Genomic DNA, 15,677 nt, shown 5'->3' with positions numbered 1-15,677 from the left:
ATGAAGAAAATACACGTATTAGCGCTTATTCCAGTTTTTTGTTTAGTTGTTGGACCCGTATTTGCTAATTCAGTTACTCCTTACATATTAGGGATGCCATTTTTATTATTTTGGGTATTATTATCAGTGCTCATTACGTCTCTTTGTATGGGGATTGTGTACGTATTTGATCCTGCTAATAAGGGGGATGTAAAATGACCGCATTACTTATCATTATTTTATTTTTGTTTCTCGCACTATTTTTAGGAATTCGAGCACAACATGGAAAAGATATGAATTTAGAGCAATGGTCAGTTGGAGGAAGAGGATTTGGCACTATTTTTGTTTTTCTTCTTATGGCAGGTGAAATTTATACGACGTTTACATTTTTAGGTGGAAGTGGATGGGCGTATAGTAAAGGAGCACCTACTTTCTATATTTTAGGTTATGGTGCATTAGCTTATATTTTATCTTACTTTTTATTGCCGCCAATTTGGAAGTATGCGAAAGAGCATAATCTTGTTTCGCAGCCAGATTTTTTTGTGAAGAAATATAGGAGTCAGACACTTGGCATTATCGTTTCTATCATTGGAGTTATTTCGATTATCCCCTACCTCGTTTTACAGTTAAAAGGATTAGGAATTATCGTTTCGGAAGCGTCGTACGGAAGGGTGTCACCAGTTATCGCAGTGTGGATTGGCGCAATTGTTATAACGATATATGTAATGGTTTCAGGTATACACGGCTCTGCTTGGACGGCCGCTTTGAAGGATATTATGATACTGTTTATCGTTATGTTTTTGGGTATATATTTACCGTACCATTATTACGGAGGATTTCAGCCGATGTTTGAAGCTGTAGAAGCAGCAAAACCAGGATTTTTATCTTTACCTGATGAAGGAATGAGCATTTCTTGGTTTGTTTCTACTATTGTATTAACAGCTCTCGGTTTCTATATGTGGCCCCATACATTCGCTTCTGCTTTCTCGGCAAAAAATGAAAAAGTATTTCGTAAAAATGCGGCCATTATGCCACTGTATTCTTTAGTTTTACTTTTCGTGTTCTTTGCAGGGTTTGCAGCTATACTGCAAGTTCCTGGATTAAAGGGAGGGGATGTAGACCTTTCGTTATTCCGTCTGGCTCTTCAAACTTTTGATCCTTGGTTTATTGGTATTATTGGTAGTGCGGGAGTATTAACAGCATTAGTTCCAGGTTCCATGCTTGTTATGGCGGCATCTACGTTGTTAGCGAAAAATATTTACCGAACAATGGTCCCGTCTGCTTCAGATAGACAAGTTGCTAAAGCAGCAAAATTATTTGTGCCTGTAGTAACACTTGTTGCAGTATTGTTTACATTTAAAGGAGGAGAAACAATAGGAGCTCTTCTTTTAATGGGATACAGTATAGTGACACAACTTTTCCCTGCACTTGTATGTAGTTTGTTTCCACGTCAAGTTATTACGAAGCAAGGTGCAATTGCAGGAATGGGGATTGGGTTGTTAGTGGTCGCATATATTACTTTATCTGGTTCAACTATAGCTACGATGTTTCCTGATTTCCCTCAATATATAAAAGATTTAAATGTAGGAATAGTCGCATTGTTAATGAATATGATTGTGATGTTTATCGTTAGTGGATTTACGAAAAATGTGTCTATAAAAGCAGACAATATAATAGTAGAAAAGTAATCCGTGTGCTAGAGCTATCTTTAAAAAGAGATAGCTCTTTTTTTGTATATATTTTCTTCTATTAGCGAAATCTAACTAAAAACTTGTTGAAAAGGAAGTTAGGTGGGGGACTTGTTAGAGTTAAAAGGTAACTTATTTGAAGTTATGAAAGAAATTAGGGATGAGTTAGGTTCGCCTAATGATTTAACAATTAGGGAAGTTGCCCTCGCTGGTAGTTTTACACGCTGTGCTGTTATTTTTTTATGTGGGTTAACAGATAAGGATAATGTTTATAAATATGTAGTTCATACACTTCAATATGAAGAAGTACAAAAAGAAGAGGCTGTTGTTCAAACGTTATTGGATCGTTTTATTTCTATTGCAGAAGTTGGTAAGAAGACGACGTTTCCGGATATTATAAATGCGATTTTAGCAGGAGATACAGTTATATTAATTGATAATATTCAAACCGCTATCGTGATTAATAGTAGAGCTTGGGAAAAAAGAAGTTTAGAACCGCCAGTAACAGAAGACTTAATACGTGGACCGAGGATTGGATTAAATGAAGATATTAATGTGAATAAAATGTTAATCCGACGTGGTTTGCGCGATCCAAAGTTGAGGTTCCAATCTTATATTATGGGGAAGCGATCGCAGAAAGAAGTAACCTTAGTATATATAGAAGATATTATTAACCCTTATATTGTGAAAGAGCTAGATCGGCGTCTTCAATCAATAGAGACAGATGTCGTTTTTGAGACGGGTACGATTGAGCAATTAATTCAAGATAATAATTTGTCACCGTTTCCGCAGTTTTTGAATACAGAAAGGCCTGATAATATTGTGGCCTCGTTAGCGAAAGGAAAGGCAGCTATTTTGGTGGACGGATCACCGTTTGCCCTTATAGCTCCGCTAGTATTTGTTGATATTTTTCAATCTGTAGAGGATCATTACGAGCGCTGGGTGATTGGGACGTTATTGAGGATTTTGCGAATGGTCTCTGGTATTATGGCGGTTTTATTACCAGCGACGTATGTAGCGCTAGTTTCATACCACCAAGGGCTTATTCCATCTAAACTAGCTTATTCTATTGCGGGAGCGAGAGAAGGGGTACCGTTTCCTGCATATATAGAAACGTTAATGATGGCATTAACGATGGAGTTAATACGAGAAGCGGGAATTAGGTTGCCAAAACCGATGGGGCAAACAATTGGGATTGTAGGTGGTCTTGTAATTGGAGAAGCTGCGGTGAACGCAGGGATTGTAAATCCGTTTTTAGTAATTATTATTGCAGTTACTGCAATTGCTACATTTTCACTTCCTGTATATAGCATAACAATTACGTTTCGAATTTTACTTTTTGTCTTTGTATTAGCAGCGACTGCTTTTGGGTTGTACGGAATCATTTTAGCTCTTATTGCACTTGCGATTCATATTACGAATTTAAAGAGTGTTGGGGTGCCATATACAACGCCTATTGCTCCTGCATTTTATAAAGATTGGGAAGAAGAAATGATCCGCTTGCCAAAATCAATGTTGAAAGAAAGACCAGAGTACTTACAAACGAAAGATTCTACAATACGTCCAAAGGAGCGAGAGTAATTGAAACCATTTGAATATGGGGATGAAGAAATTGGATCTCGGGAACTTGGTTTTGCGGTATCGTCAACAATTATCGGTATAGGTGCATTATCTATGCCGCGAGATATTGCTACGCAAACTTTATTTTCGGACGGTTGGATTATTTTGCTTTTGGGTGGATTAGTCTGTGCGGTTTTAGGGTGGTTTGTAACGAGGGTAGCTATTTTATTCCCAAAACAAAACTTTGTTCAATATACGAGTGCACATTTGACGAAGCCTGTTGCATACACAATTAGTAGCATTTTAGTATTAACGTTTGCTGCTTTGACAGCATATGAATCGCGAATGATTGCAATTATTTCACAAACGTATTTGTTTAGTGATACACCAGTGCAACTATTGTCTTTCTTTTTCCTATTAGTTGTTATTTATGGAATAGCAGGATCGAGAGCAGCTTTAGTAAGGCTAAACGTTTTGTTTTTACCTATAGTTTTAATTGCGATAGTGCTGCTTTCTTTATTGAATATAAATTTAATGGAGATAAATAATTTACTACCAGCTTTTCAAACGGACGTCAGTCAATATGCTGTAGGAGTTAAAAACTCTATTTTCACATTTATCGGATTTGAGGTAGCTCTGTTTTATGCTGTGATGTTGAACGATAAGTCAGTGAAAAAGGCACCGATGGCAGTTGCAAAAGCGGTGATGGTAAACGTGTTGTCATACATTTTAATTTATGTAACTTGTATTAGTGTTTTTACTTATATGACAACCCGTGGATTGACGTATCCAACAATTGAATTAGGGAAAGAAATTGAAATTGGAGGAGGGTTTTTAGAAAGATTTGATGCAATTTTTTTCACTACTTGGATTATTACTATTTATAACACGACAGCAATGTATTATGACGTCGCATCTTTATTGTTTTGTGCTATGTTTCCGAAAGTGAAGAAACATATTTTTATTTTCGTAAGTGCCCCGATTATTTTTATGCTGAATATGATACCTAGTAGTTTGAAGGACTTGTCAAATTACGGAACTTATTTAGCTTGGATAGATATGGGCTTTGTCGTGTTAGCACCTTTGTTAGTTTTTATTGTATATAAAATAAAAAGAAGGAATGGTAGAAATGAAACACCTTCTTAAAATCATAATGCTTATAGTTTTAGTTGGATCTATAAGTGGGTGCTCTGAGTTAGAAGAAATAGAAGAAAGAGGATTTGTAGTAGGTGCAGCCTATGATATTGTGAAAAAAAAGAAAGCGAATCCAATTATGAAAGGGACGTATCAGATGGTACTCCCCAGTAAATTGTCGCAACAAGGTGGACAAGGTGGTGGAGATAGCGAAAATTATATTAATGTGAGTGCGAAGGCAGATAGTGTCTTTGAGCAAATACGAATTATTGCCAAAAAAATTAGTCGCTCACTATTCTTTCCGCACATACAAGTGATAATTTTCTCTAAAGATTTATTGTCGAATCCATATGTTTTACAAAATACGTTAGATGTATATATTCGTGATCATGAGATGAGAAGAAATATACGTTTGTTCGTTTCTAAGAAAAATGCAGAAGCTATTTTGAAGCAGAGCGCTAAACCTGAAAATTTACCGGCGCAGTATATTGATATGTTAGCTGAACATCCTCCGAAAAATGCTCAAATGATTGAGGCTGCAAGAATTGGTGAAGTTCAGGAAAAGATGATTTCCAACCGAAGCTTCGTATTACCTATTCTTGAATTAACAAAGCAAGGGGTACAAATGAACGGGGCAGCGTTGTTTCGCGGGAAGGATAATAAGTGTGTAGGTAGTTTGAATGGAGAAGAAACATTTGGAATAAATTATATAATAGGTAAGAAAATTGGAGGATTCTTTACCATTCGTAAAAAAGACCAGCTTACTACATATGAAATTCATAAAATGCGTCGAAAGATTAAAGTATCTACAGAAAATGCTACAAAACCGAAGTTCGATATTCACTTGTTTTTGGAAGGAACATTGGCTGAGTTGCATTTTAGTGATCATAAACAAATTATGAACGAAAAGCGATTAAAGAAAAACATCACGGAGGAAATGGAGAAGCGCATTCAAAAATCGATTAAGCTTGTTCAAAAAAAATATAAGGTAGATGTATTAGAGTTAGGGGAAGTATATAAGCGGCATAATTATAAAGAATGGAAGAAGATAGATAAGAATTGGGATCAAGGTGAAAATTACTTTAGTAATGCTGAGATTACTGTTCATGTTCATCCGACAATTGAGCATTCAGGTTCAGCTTTACCAAAAAGAGTAAAGTAAGGTGATGGAAGGTGTTTACTGGATTAGGAATTAGTTGCACAATATTAATGGCAATTCTTCCGGGGGCCATATACTACATACATAAAAAAATCACAACGTATGGAGCACAACCTTGGAATACTGATATACAAAAAAAGAAACCTGAATAAATTCAGGTTTCTTTCCAGGCTGTGGAGAAAGTCTTCTCTACAGCCTATTTTTGTGTCTGAACCTCTTTTTATGTGTCAACACTGATAAAAAAGAGGAAAAGGAGCGATTTTTTATGATGGGTGCTTTAAAAAATCATCGTGATGAGCGTGTATCTGTTTCTGTAGAAGAGTTGGTTCCGCAAGATCATTTCCTTCGTGCAATTGAAGCGACAATTAGTTTTGACTTTATTGAGGAGAAGTTACGCCCGTATTACTGTGAAAATAATGGGCGTCCCTCAATCCATCCTATTGTTTTATTTAAGATGATGTTTATTGGATATTTTTATGGTATTCGTTCTGAACGTCAATTAGAAAAGGAGATTAAAACGAATATTGCCTACCGTTGGTTTTTAGGGTTTTCTCTATCAGATACTATCCCAGATCATTCTACAATTAGTTGGAATCGTCGTACCCGTTTTATTCATACAAATATTTTTGAAGAAATTTTTGATGAGATTGTGAGGCAAGCGACGGAGCACCGGATGGTGGGAGGACGTGCGCTGATGACAGATTCTACACATATTAAGGCCAATGCTAATAAAAATAAATTTGTACATAAATATAAAAAAGAAAAGGCAAAGTTTTATATAGATGAACTAGAAGCTGCGGTAATCGAAGATCGTGAGGGACACGGAAAAAAGAATTAAAACCTAGAAAGGAAAGTGATACCCCTACTAAAAAAACTCGTATAAGTACTACGGATCCAGATAGTGGATTTTTAATGAGAGATGGAAAACCGAACGGTTTTCATTTCTTAGATCATCGTACGACTGATGCGAAGTACAATATCATTACAGATACCTATATAACGGCTGGAAATACGGCAGATTCCGAGCCGTATTTAGCACGTCTACAAGCCCAAATTGATAAATTTGGATTTGAAGTGGAAGCTGTCGCTCTTGATGCGGGTTATTTTACAGGTTATATCTGTAAGAAGTTATCAGAAAGAAATATATTTATGGTGATGGGGTATCGCCGATTTGGAAAGAGAAATAAAGAAGTACCGAAAAGCCAATTTAAATATGTAGAAGAAATGAATGCATTTGCTTGTCCGATGGGATGTATTTTAGAGTATGCGACAACGGATCGCGAAGGATATCGTCAATATAAATCGAATCCAGAAGACTGCGCTGTTTGTCCGTTACGTGAGGTGTGCTTTTCAAAGAAACAAAAACAAAAAGTTATCACTCATCATATATGGGAGAAATATAAGGATATCGCTAGAAAAAACAAACTAACAGCTACAGGGAAAAAGTTGTATAAAGTACGCTGTTCAACTATAGAGCGAAGCTTTGCGGACGCCAAAGAACTCCATGGCTATCGATATGCTCGGTTTCGGGGACTGAAGTCTGTCCAAATGCAGGCTTATCTCACCGCAGCTTGTCAAAACATGAAAAAAATAGCCCTCCACCTGACCAAAAAGGGTCTGGTGGAGGGCTATTTTTCTAAATTCTATTATTTTATGGTTTTTTCATTCGCTAAAATCAAAAAAGATTCCAGAGCGTTGGGAACCCTAAAGGGTTTCCCAACACTCTGAAAAGAAACCTGAATAAATTCAGGTTTCTTTCGTGCAAAGCAAATGAAGGGGGATACCTTCTATGTATGCTTTGCTTTTATACAAGCCCTAACCAATGTACCAATTGTGTAGAGAGGAATGTCACAACAATAGCGATAACGGTAGGGATTGCAAACGATAAGAATGTCCATTTTGCACTTTTTGTTTCTTTATATATGTTAACCAGTGTTGTTCCACATGGGAAATGAAGAAGTGAGAACAACATTGTGTTTAACGCTGTTAACCAAGTCCAACCATTTTCTAAGAATAGATTTTTAATTTGGTTAAAATCATCTATTTCAGTTAAAGCTCCGGTTGATAAGTAAGACATTAATAAAATCGGGATAACAATTTCATTCGCTGGTAGTCCAAGAATGAATGCAGCTAAAATAAATCCATCAAGTCCTAACATTTTAGCGAACGGATCTAGGAAGTTTACAAAATACATAAGTAAGCTCGTGTCACCGATGAAAATATTAGCAAGTAACCAAGTTAATGCAGCCGCAGGGGCAGCTACAACGATAGCTCGTTTTAAAACATAAATTGATTTATCGAGTGTTGCACGTACAATTGTATTCCAAACTTTTGGCTTACGGTACGGTGGTAACTCAAGAGTGTAGTGAGTTGGCACGCCTTTTAAAGCTGTTTTTGATAGTACCCAAGAAACAGTTAATGTCATAATAACACCAATTACAACCATTCCAACTACGACACCTGCAGTAACTAATGTTTGCATACTACCTGTATAACCAGCAGCCATAAATAATGAAGCCATTAAAATTAACATAGGCCAGCGACCGTTACAAGGAACGAAGTTGTTTGTTAAAATTGCAAGCATTCGTTCACGTGGTGATTCAATAATACGTGTTGACATAATAGCGGCTGCATTACAACCAAACCCCATTGCCATTGTTAAAGATTGTTTGCCGTGTGCACCGGAGCGTTTGAATAAGCGGTCCATATTAAAAGCGACACGTGGTAAGTATCCGTAGTTTTCTAATAGTGCGAACATAGGGAAAAAGATTGCCATAGGTGGTAACATAACGCTAATAACAGCACCGATACCGCGGAATAAACCAAGTATTAAAATGCCATGTAACCATTCGGGTGCATGTGCTGCCTGGAACCAAGATGTTAAATACCCTTCGGCCCATCCGAAGAACTCAGCAATCATATCAGAGGGTACGTTAGCGCCTGCAATTGTAAGATAAAAAATAATAGATAAAATACCGAGCATAATTGGGAATCCCCAGATGGGAGATGTGAAAATTTTATCTAGTTTTTCAGAACGATACAATTTATCAGTATTTGTATATTGAACAGACTCTTTACATATGCTTGCAGATGTTCGATAAATATCTCCGACAATATCATCTCGTATATCGTCTTTTGATAGTGCTTGTGCATGTTGAATAATGTAGTCCAATGGAAGAGCTTTACTGGCTGAGTGAGATTCCATTTATTACGACCTCCCTTACAAGTGGTTCATTATGGTGTTTTTGAAGTGTAGTTAAGAAATTTTTATCTCCATCTAATATACGTAACGCAATCCAACGTGCTGGATACGCATCACCGAACACTTTATAAATTTGCGGTTCTAATTCCTGAATCATGCTTTCGATTTTTTCGCTGTAAGAAATTTTAATTGGTGTTGGAATTAGTTTTTTATTTGCTACTTTAGCGATCACATTTAGCAAATGTCCAATGCCTACTCGGTTACGAGCAGAAATCTTAACTACAGGTACACCGAGTGATTTGGCTAATTTTTTTTCATCAATAACGATGCCTTTTTTCTCAGCTTCATCAATTAAGTTAATACAAATGACTACGTTGCTCGTCATTTCCATCACTTGGAGTGCTAAATTTAAATTTCTCTCCATAGCAGTTGCGTCTATAACAACTACAGTTACTTCTGGTTTTTCAAATATAATATAATCCCTCGCTACTTCTTCGTCCGCAGAATTTGAATATAGTGAGTAAGTTCCAGGTAAATCAATTAATGTATATTTACTTCCGTTATGTTCATATTCCCCTTCAGCTTTTAAAACAGTTTTTCCCGTCCAGTTTCCAGTATGCTGTTTTAAGCCTGTTAAAGTATTAAATAATGTACTTTTCCCGGTATTCGGGTTGCCAGCTAAAGCAATGCGATGTTTGCTCATCTGAAATCATCTCCTATTAATACCCCGAAAATAAGGGAACTTTCTTCCTTGCGTAGTGCAATAGTGGTGTTGCTTACTTGATAAGCGACAGGATCTCCAAGTGGACTGCGTTGTAATACTTTAATCGTTGCCCCAGGGATAAATCCTAAATCTAATAAACGTCGTTTCATAGTTCCTTCTAATTGTATCTTCTCAATTTGTACAAACTCTCCTGTCTTAAATTCGGAAAGTGGTTTTGTATTAGCCGATACCATAAAAGTTACCTCATCTCTATATTGTTAGTTTAAGTTTAAAAAGTTTCCTTAGGTAAACTTTTTGTTAGTAATATAGTAGACTACATTGGATGATGCTGTCAATTGGTACTTTAAAAATATTCATTTATTTTTAGAATTGTTCCAATTTATTTAGTTGTACTAAAAAATATTACTGAAATTTTATTTAATGTAAATGAAGTAAGAGTGTAAAAGTTAAAAAATACAAAGGATTTGTAAATGTATTTTTAACTAAAAGGGGAAAAGAGCGAAAAACATTTACATTGAGTTTACATTGTTAAGAATAAATTTACATTACAGCTTAATTAGTGTGGATTTTGTTGGGTTCTTTAACTATAAAGCTTGGGATTCCTAGCTTTTAAGGGTTATTATCGTTATTTACTTAAAATTAAAGATTGCTTAACACTCACATAATATTGCTGTCCTACAATGAATTTGTGTTCGAAAGAAAATGAATTCGAAAAGTGATAATCCAAATGGGGGTACAAGACATGGTTATGAAAAAAGGTATTAAATTTTCTTTAGCGGCTTTAGTGGTAGCAGGAGCGTTGGTTGGATGTGGGAAAGCGGAAGATACAGCTAGTAAAGAAAGTGCTAAAGGAAGCGATAATACAAAACAAGAATTATCAGGCACGATTGCAGCAGCTGGTTCTACGGCTCTTCTACCTCTTGCGGAGGAAGCTGGAAAGAAATTCATGGAAAAAAATTCGAAAGTTTCTATTCAAGTTCAAGGTGGCGGTAGTGGAACTGGGATTAACCAAGTAGCATCGGGTGCAGTACAAATTGGTAATTCAGATGTTCCGTCTGGAGATAAAATAAAAGATGCTGAAAAAGCGAAAGAATTAGTAGATAACAAGGTAGCGGGTATTGCATTCGCACTTGTCGTAAATAAAGATGTAAAAGTTGATAACTTAACAGTAAAACAAGTACAAGATATCTTCACTGGAAAAGTAACAAACTGGAAAGAGGTAGGCGGGAAAGATGAAAAAATCAACGTAATTAACCGTCCGGCTTCATCTGGTACACGTGCTACGTTTGAAAAGACAGTTATGAAAGAAGCGAAAATTAATGATGGAACTGGTACAACACAAGATTCTAACGGTGCAGTAGAGCAAGCGATTAACTCTACTCCAGGTTCAGTAAGTTATTTAGCGATGTCTTACATGGTTGGCGATAAAAAAGGTGCGCTACAAACAGTGAAAATTGATGGTGCTGAACCAAAAGTTGAAAACATTTCGTCGGGTAAATATCCATTCTGGTCTTACGAGTACATGGTAACAAAAGGTGAGGCAAAAGAAGCAACGAAAGCTTACATTGACTATGTAAAAGGTAAGGATTTTGAAAAGCAAGTAGAAGATATGGGTTACATTCCTATGTCTAAATTAAATAAATAAGAAAGTTTTATGGGGCTGGCTGCAAGGCCAGTCCTGTTCATTTCAATCTATGAAGTGGGGTCTGACCTGTGATGAAGGGGAAAAAACAAATTAATTACGTAAAAAGTGAATATATAGGAAGATCGCTTGTTACGTTTTGTGGTATTTTTATTGTTTTAATTACATTAGCTATTATTGCGTTTATTTGCGGTAAAGGTATTCAATCTTTTACACAAAGCGGTATCTCATTTACTGAGATGTTAACATCGACAAAATGGAATCCAAATGCTGACGAAGGAACCTTTGGGGCTTTGATTTTCATTGTAGGTTCAACAGTGGTTTCGTTAGGTGCGGTTATTATTAGTGCGCCAATTGCTATAGCTCTTGCTATATTCATGAATTTAATTTCGCCGAAGTTTGGGAATAAAGTATTGAAGCCTGTTTTAGAATTATTAGTTGGTATTCCTTCGGTTGTATACGGATTATTAGGGGTTACGATTTTAGTGCCGCTATTACGTGATTCGTTTGGGGGAGTGGGCTTTAGTTTAATTGCAGGTATCGTTGTATTAAGTATTATGATTTTGCCTACTATTGCTAGTATCGCTTCTGATGCAATACGCTCTGTTCCATTTGATTATTTAGAAGCTTCTTATGGTCTAGGATCAACGAAATGGCAAGCGATTAGCCGAGTGATTGTTCCTGCTGCGAAAAAAGGGATTTTAACAGGTGTTGTTTTAGGTTTAGCACGTGCTTTTGGTGAAGCGTTAGCGGTTCAAATGGTAATTGGAAACACAATTAAATTACCAGAAGGAATATATAGTCCGACAGCAACGTTAACTGGTATTTTGACAATGGACATGACAAATACATTAAACGGAACTGCTTGGAACAATGCGCTATGGAGTTTAGCGATGATTTTACTTGTTATTTCATTCCTGTTTATTTTAGTAATTCGAGCGATTGGGCAAAGAGGTGAGCGATAATAATGAACGCAAGAACGGTAAATAAAGTTTGGACAGGTATCTTTTATGCAGTTGCAACTTTAGTTGTAGCTCTTCTAGTATTCTTAGTGTTTGAAATTCTGCAAAAGGGATGGGGATTTTGGGATCCTAATTTCTTGTTTGGAGAACCAAGTAATACAAGAGCTGGTGGTGGGATTGGTCCGCAGTTATTCAATTCCTTCTACATGCTTGTTATAACGCTTGTTATATCTATTCCTCTTGGATTAGGTGCTGGGATATATTTGGCAGAGTATGCAAAACAAGGACGTTTCTTAAACTTTGTTCGTTTATGTATCGAGACAATGGCGTCTTTACCATCTATTGTTGTTGGTCTATTCGGTTTGCTAGTGTTCGTTACTATGACAGGTTGGGGATATACAGTAATGGGTGGTGCCCTTGCTTTAACGATTTTAAACTTACCAGGTTTAACACGTGTTTGTGAAAATGCGATTTCAGAAGTGCCTCATAATGTAAAAGAGGCGAGTCTTGGATTAGGTGCAACGAAATGGCAAACAATCGCTCGTATTATTATTCCGTCGTCATTACCGCAAATTATTACTGGTATTATTTTAGCGGCGGGTCGTATATTTGGTGAAGCGGCAGCGTTAATTTATACAGCGGGTTTAACATCCCCGATTTTAAATTCAGCAGCGGACTTCTCAAGTCCTGCGCATCCTTTAAATCCATTTAGACCAGCTGAAACGTTAGCGGTTCACATTTGGAAGTTAAATTCTGAAGGAGTTATTCCGGATGCAAAGTTGATTGCGACAAAATCTGCAGCTGTATTAATTATTATGGTATTACTATTCAACGTTATTTCACGCTTGGTAGCATCTATCTTGCACAAACGTTTTACAGGAACGAAAAGAAAAAGTAAAACGACGAAGAAAGTAAAAGCGGCATAAATTATAAAGAGGAACTCTCTACTTATAAGTAGGGAGTTCTTTTTGTATTTTAATATAGAAGGAATGGATGTAATGATTGTTGAATTTGTAATTGATTATATAGATGAATAGGTACGAATGAGAGGGGAAGTTAATTTGTTTTTTCTGCAAATGTCAGGTTTTCCTGGTTCGGGAAAATCGACAGTTTCTAAGTATATAGCGAAGTTAACAGGTGCTGTAATTGTAGATCACGACGTTTTGAAATCGGCATTGTTACAATCATTAGAAATGAAAGGGGTTGAATCGACAATTGTTGGCGGAGTATCATACGATGTTGAATGGTCATTGATTGATTCTTATTTAGAACAAGAGCATAGTGTTATATTGGATAGTCCATGTCTATATGAAGGGATGGTTGAAAAAGGAATGAAACTGTCTAATAAACACGGTGTAAAATATAAATATATTGAATGTTATCTTAATGATATGGAAGAGATTAATAATAGGCTACAAACACGTAAGCGTATGGTCAGTCAGATTGGAAGAGTGGATTCGGAAGTAGCCTTTAAAAAGTGGTTAGATGGTAGTAAAAGACCTTTAAATAGTGAATATCTTATTGTGGATTCTAGTAAACCTCTAGAGCAATATGCGGAAAAAATGATGGATTATATGAGTAGGTAGAGAAAAAAGCGTTATCTTCATTCGTGAAGATAACGCTTTTTTTTAAATATCAGGTGTTTCTGTAGAAGTGCTTATTTTTCTGCGCGAGCGTCTTTTTCTCCCAATTTTATCTAATAGTTCATACATAACTGGAACGACTACTAATGTAAGAACAGTTGAGACTGCTAAACCACCGATGACAACGACTGCCAAACTTTTTGATACCATACTTCCTGCTTGGGATTGGCCAAATAGGAGTGGCAGCATAGCGACGATTGTCGTTATAGCTGTCATAATAATTGGACGTAATCTAGTGGATCCAGCTTCTAGTAAGGCTTCTCTTGTTTCCATTCCGTGTTCCCGATTTTGTTGTACTCTTTCTATTAATACGATAGCGTTTGTAACGACAATCCCGATTAACATTAATGCGCCGATCAAGGAATTTACATCAACAGGTGTTCCTGAAATGATTAATCCTAAAATACCGCCAACGGCAGCTAATGGCAAGGAGAACAAAATTGCAAAAGGAGCGCGTGCTTGCCCGAAGGTGATAACCATAATTAAATATACAATCCCGATTGCAATCCCCATAATTTTGAATAGGTCCGTGAAGTTTTCTTGCATAGATTCAGTGGCGCCTGCAATAGTTACTTTTGCGCCGCTAGGTAAATCTAAATCAGTTATCGCTTTGTTTACTTCTGTGCTTACTTTACTTAAATCTTCACTTGAGGCCTCGGCAGTAATTTGAATCGTTTCTTTACCGTCTTTATGGAAGACTTCTGTTTGAAGTTGCTTTTCTGAAATAGTTGCAATGTCTTTTAAAGGAATTGGTCCATTGATAGGTGATAGTATGTTAGTGTTTAAAATGTCTTCTTGTTTAGTAATGTTTTCTTTTTTGTGTTCTATTATAATAGTTGTTTTTTCATTATTGATTGAAACTTCACCAATAGGTGATTTCTTCATAAGGAATGCTATTTGTTGTGCTGCTAATTCTGGTGTTAATCCCAGTTGTTCGGCCTTTGTCTGATCAACATGGATTTGCCATTCTTTCTTAGAGTCTTCTAAATTCGTTTTTACTTTAGAGAGAGCAGGCATATCTTTTAGTTTTGTTTCGACGATAGTAGCAGCCTTTTTTAAATTCGTTTCGTTAGTGGCTGTTACGTTAAATTGCAAATTGTTGCCGCCACCAGAGCTTGAATAACTCGTTTTTATGTAATCAAGTTCAGCGGGCTCAAAAGCTTTATGTTCTTTTTTTAAATCTTTAATATATTGATCAATATCAGAGCCTTTCTTGAAGACTACAAATATACTGGCAAGATTATTTTTTGTCGTTTGTCCCCATTGTGCATCTTCTGCGCTAGATCCCATTCGTAAAATAACATCCGTTACATCTGAATTAGAAAGTAATTTCTTTTCGAAATCGAATGCTTTTTGTTTTTGCGTTTCAGGAGCGTAATCAGCTGGGAATGTCATGTTAATAGATAACATTGTGTCGTCTTCAGATTTTATGTTCGCTTTCGGTAGTAATATATAGGCTGCAATCGATCCTGCAAATAATAAAAAAGAAGTAAGTAGAATAATGAATTTATGCGAAAGAGCCCACTTTAATGTAGCGACATATCGTGGTGAAGAATTTGGCTTTCGATGTTTTGTCTTTTTGAGTAGTAAAAAAGCCATAAGTGGAACAACTGTTAGTGCGACGATTAAGGATGATAGTATGGAATATACAACTGCTAATACCATAGGTAACATTAATTTTCCAATTACTCCTGATACGAGGCCGATAGGTAAGAAAACAGCGACTGTTGTTAAAGTAGAAGAAGTAATTGCGACGGCGACCTCTTTCGTTGCATCGAGAATAATATCTTTAGAGAAAGATTCTTTTTGTAAACGACGGAAAATATTCTCAATGACAACGATGCTATCATCGACGAGACGTCCAACTGCAACAGCTAAACCACCAAGCGTTAGGGTGTTAAGTGTGATGTTAGATTGGTGGAGTAAAAAGAGAGTTAATAAAATAGATAATGGGATACTGACAACAGCGATGAGTGTTGTTCGG

General features: G+C 36.3%; 14 protein-coding genes (1 of these 14 cut by a window edge). 10 read left to right on the top strand and 4 right to left on the bottom strand.

Annotation, left to right across the window (positions count from 1 at the left end; translation table 11 throughout):
- The 6 genes from ACUN28_RS25915 to ACUN28_RS25890 all read left to right on the top strand — a co-directional run bounded on the left by ACUN28_RS25915 (position 1) and on the right by ACUN28_RS25890 (position 7,248).
- Complete coding sequence (locus ACUN28_RS25915; protein ID WP_000719859.1) at positions 1–198, top strand: DUF3311 domain-containing protein; 198 nt, start codon at positions 1–3, stop codon at positions 196–198.
- On the top strand, positions 195–1,667 hold the full coding sequence (locus ACUN28_RS25910) for a sodium:solute symporter family protein (protein WP_000125904.1): 1,473 nt from the start codon (positions 195–197) through the stop codon (positions 1,665–1,667). The genes ACUN28_RS25915 and ACUN28_RS25910 overlap by 4 nt, the downstream gene beginning before the upstream one ends.
- A 102-nt stretch (positions 1,668–1,769) precedes the next feature.
- Entirely contained in the window at positions 1,770–3,248 is a 1,479-nt protein-coding gene (gene gerLA / locus ACUN28_RS25905; protein ID WP_096001687.1) for a spore germination protein GerLA, read from the top strand.
- A complete protein-coding gene (gene gerLB, locus ACUN28_RS25900) occupies positions 3,249–4,373 on the top strand; it encodes a spore germination protein GerLB (RefSeq protein ID WP_000802033.1) in 1,125 nt (374 codons plus the stop codon).
- Positions 4,357–5,523, top strand: coding sequence for a Ger(x)C family spore germination protein (locus ACUN28_RS25895; protein WP_016089269.1), 1,167 nt, complete (start codon positions 4,357–4,359; stop codon positions 5,521–5,523). The genes gerLB and ACUN28_RS25895 overlap by 17 nt, the downstream gene beginning before the upstream one ends.
- Positions 5,524–5,785: 262 nt before the next feature.
- A protein-coding gene (locus ACUN28_RS25890) for an IS1182 family transposase (protein ID WP_445423347.1) occupies positions 5,786–7,248 on the top strand; the annotation gives its coding sequence in 2 pieces (ribosomal slippage) (positions 5,786–6,347 and positions 6,347–7,248; 1,464 coding nt in all).
- 76 nt (positions 7,249–7,324) lie between these two features.
- Here ACUN28_RS25890 and ACUN28_RS25885 read toward each other — a convergent pair.
- From ACUN28_RS25885 to ACUN28_RS25875, 3 genes are read right to left on the bottom strand one after another with little or no spacing between them, the layout of a single operon-like run.
- On the bottom strand, positions 7,325–8,725 hold the full coding sequence (locus tag ACUN28_RS25885) for a nucleoside recognition domain-containing protein (RefSeq protein ID WP_000443584.1): 1,401 nt from the start codon (positions 8,723–8,725) through the stop codon (positions 7,325–7,327).
- Positions 8,703–9,425, bottom strand: coding sequence for a FeoB small GTPase domain-containing protein (locus tag ACUN28_RS25880; RefSeq protein ID WP_000033853.1), 723 nt, complete (start codon positions 9,423–9,425; stop codon positions 8,703–8,705). The genes ACUN28_RS25885 and ACUN28_RS25880 overlap by 23 nt, the downstream gene beginning before the upstream one ends.
- Positions 9,422–9,679, bottom strand: a complete 258-nt coding sequence (locus ACUN28_RS25875; protein ID WP_000252989.1) for a FeoA family protein — start codon at positions 9,677–9,679, stop codon at positions 9,422–9,424. The genes ACUN28_RS25880 and ACUN28_RS25875 overlap by 4 nt, the downstream gene beginning before the upstream one ends.
- A gap of 509 nt (positions 9,680–10,188) precedes the next feature.
- On the opposite strand from ACUN28_RS25875, the gene ACUN28_RS25870 reads away from it, so the two are divergent.
- From ACUN28_RS25870 to ACUN28_RS25855, 4 genes are all read left to right on the top strand, one after another.
- Complete coding sequence (locus ACUN28_RS25870) at positions 10,189–11,091, top strand: phosphate ABC transporter substrate-binding protein PstS family protein (RefSeq protein ID WP_000245104.1); 903 nt, start codon at positions 10,189–10,191, stop codon at positions 11,089–11,091.
- A 71-nt stretch (positions 11,092–11,162) separates the two neighbouring features.
- The gene (gene pstC, locus ACUN28_RS25865; RefSeq protein ID WP_000676673.1) at positions 11,163–12,053 is read left to right on the top strand and encodes a phosphate ABC transporter permease subunit PstC; all 891 of its coding nucleotides are present in this window, start codon (positions 11,163–11,165) and stop codon (positions 12,051–12,053) included.
- A 2-nt stretch (positions 12,054–12,055) separates the two neighbouring features.
- Positions 12,056–12,976, top strand: coding sequence for a phosphate ABC transporter permease PstA (gene pstA / locus ACUN28_RS25860; RefSeq protein WP_016089268.1), 921 nt, complete (start codon positions 12,056–12,058; stop codon positions 12,974–12,976).
- A 135-nt stretch (positions 12,977–13,111) separates the two neighbouring features.
- The gene (locus tag ACUN28_RS25855; RefSeq protein ID WP_033659625.1) at positions 13,112–13,636 is read left to right on the top strand and encodes an AAA family ATPase; all 525 of its coding nucleotides are present in this window, start codon (positions 13,112–13,114) and stop codon (positions 13,634–13,636) included.
- A 42-nt stretch (positions 13,637–13,678) separates the two neighbouring features.
- On the opposite strand, the gene ACUN28_RS25850 is transcribed toward ACUN28_RS25855, so the two are convergent.
- A protein-coding gene (locus ACUN28_RS25850) for an efflux RND transporter permease subunit (RefSeq protein ID WP_016133641.1) crosses the window boundary here: on the bottom strand, positions 13,679–15,677 show its 3' portion. 1,046 nt of this gene lie beyond the right edge of the window; 1,999 of the gene's 3,045 nt are visible here — the last part of the coding sequence; the start codon falls outside the window, past its right edge; its stop codon occupies positions 13,679–13,681.

The sequence above is a fragment of the Bacillus sp. WC2507 genome, assembly GCF_052656125.1.
This window is presented reverse-complemented; position numbering and strand designations above follow the sequence as displayed.

What these genes read in the sequence shown, in the direction of transcription:
- pstA (WP_016089268.1), top strand. Translation starts at nt 12,056, where the DNA reads ATGAACGCAAGAACGGTAAATAAAGTTTGGACAGGTATCTTTTATGCA.
- ACUN28_RS25875 (WP_000252989.1), bottom strand. Translation starts at nt 9,679, where the DNA reads ATGGTATCGGCTAATACAAAACCACTTTCCGAATTTAAGACAGGAGAG.
- ACUN28_RS25910 (WP_000125904.1), top strand. Translation starts at nt 195, where the DNA reads ATGACCGCATTACTTATCATTATTTTATTTTTGTTTCTCGCACTATTT.
- ACUN28_RS25885 (WP_000443584.1), bottom strand. Translation starts at nt 8,725, where the DNA reads ATGGAATCTCACTCAGCCAGTAAAGCTCTTCCATTGGACTACATTATT.
- ACUN28_RS25915 (WP_000719859.1), top strand. Translation starts at nt 1, where the DNA reads ATGAAGAAAATACACGTATTAGCGCTTATTCCAGTTTTTTGTTTAGTT.
- ACUN28_RS25870 (WP_000245104.1), top strand. Translation starts at nt 10,189, where the DNA reads ATGGTTATGAAAAAAGGTATTAAATTTTCTTTAGCGGCTTTAGTGGTA.
- pstC (WP_000676673.1), top strand. Translation starts at nt 11,163, where the DNA reads ATGAAGGGGAAAAAACAAATTAATTACGTAAAAAGTGAATATATAGGA.
- ACUN28_RS25880 (WP_000033853.1), bottom strand. Translation starts at nt 9,425, where the DNA reads ATGAGCAAACATCGCATTGCTTTAGCTGGCAACCCGAATACCGGGAAA.
- ACUN28_RS25895 (WP_016089269.1), top strand. Translation starts at nt 4,357, where the DNA reads ATGAAACACCTTCTTAAAATCATAATGCTTATAGTTTTAGTTGGATCT.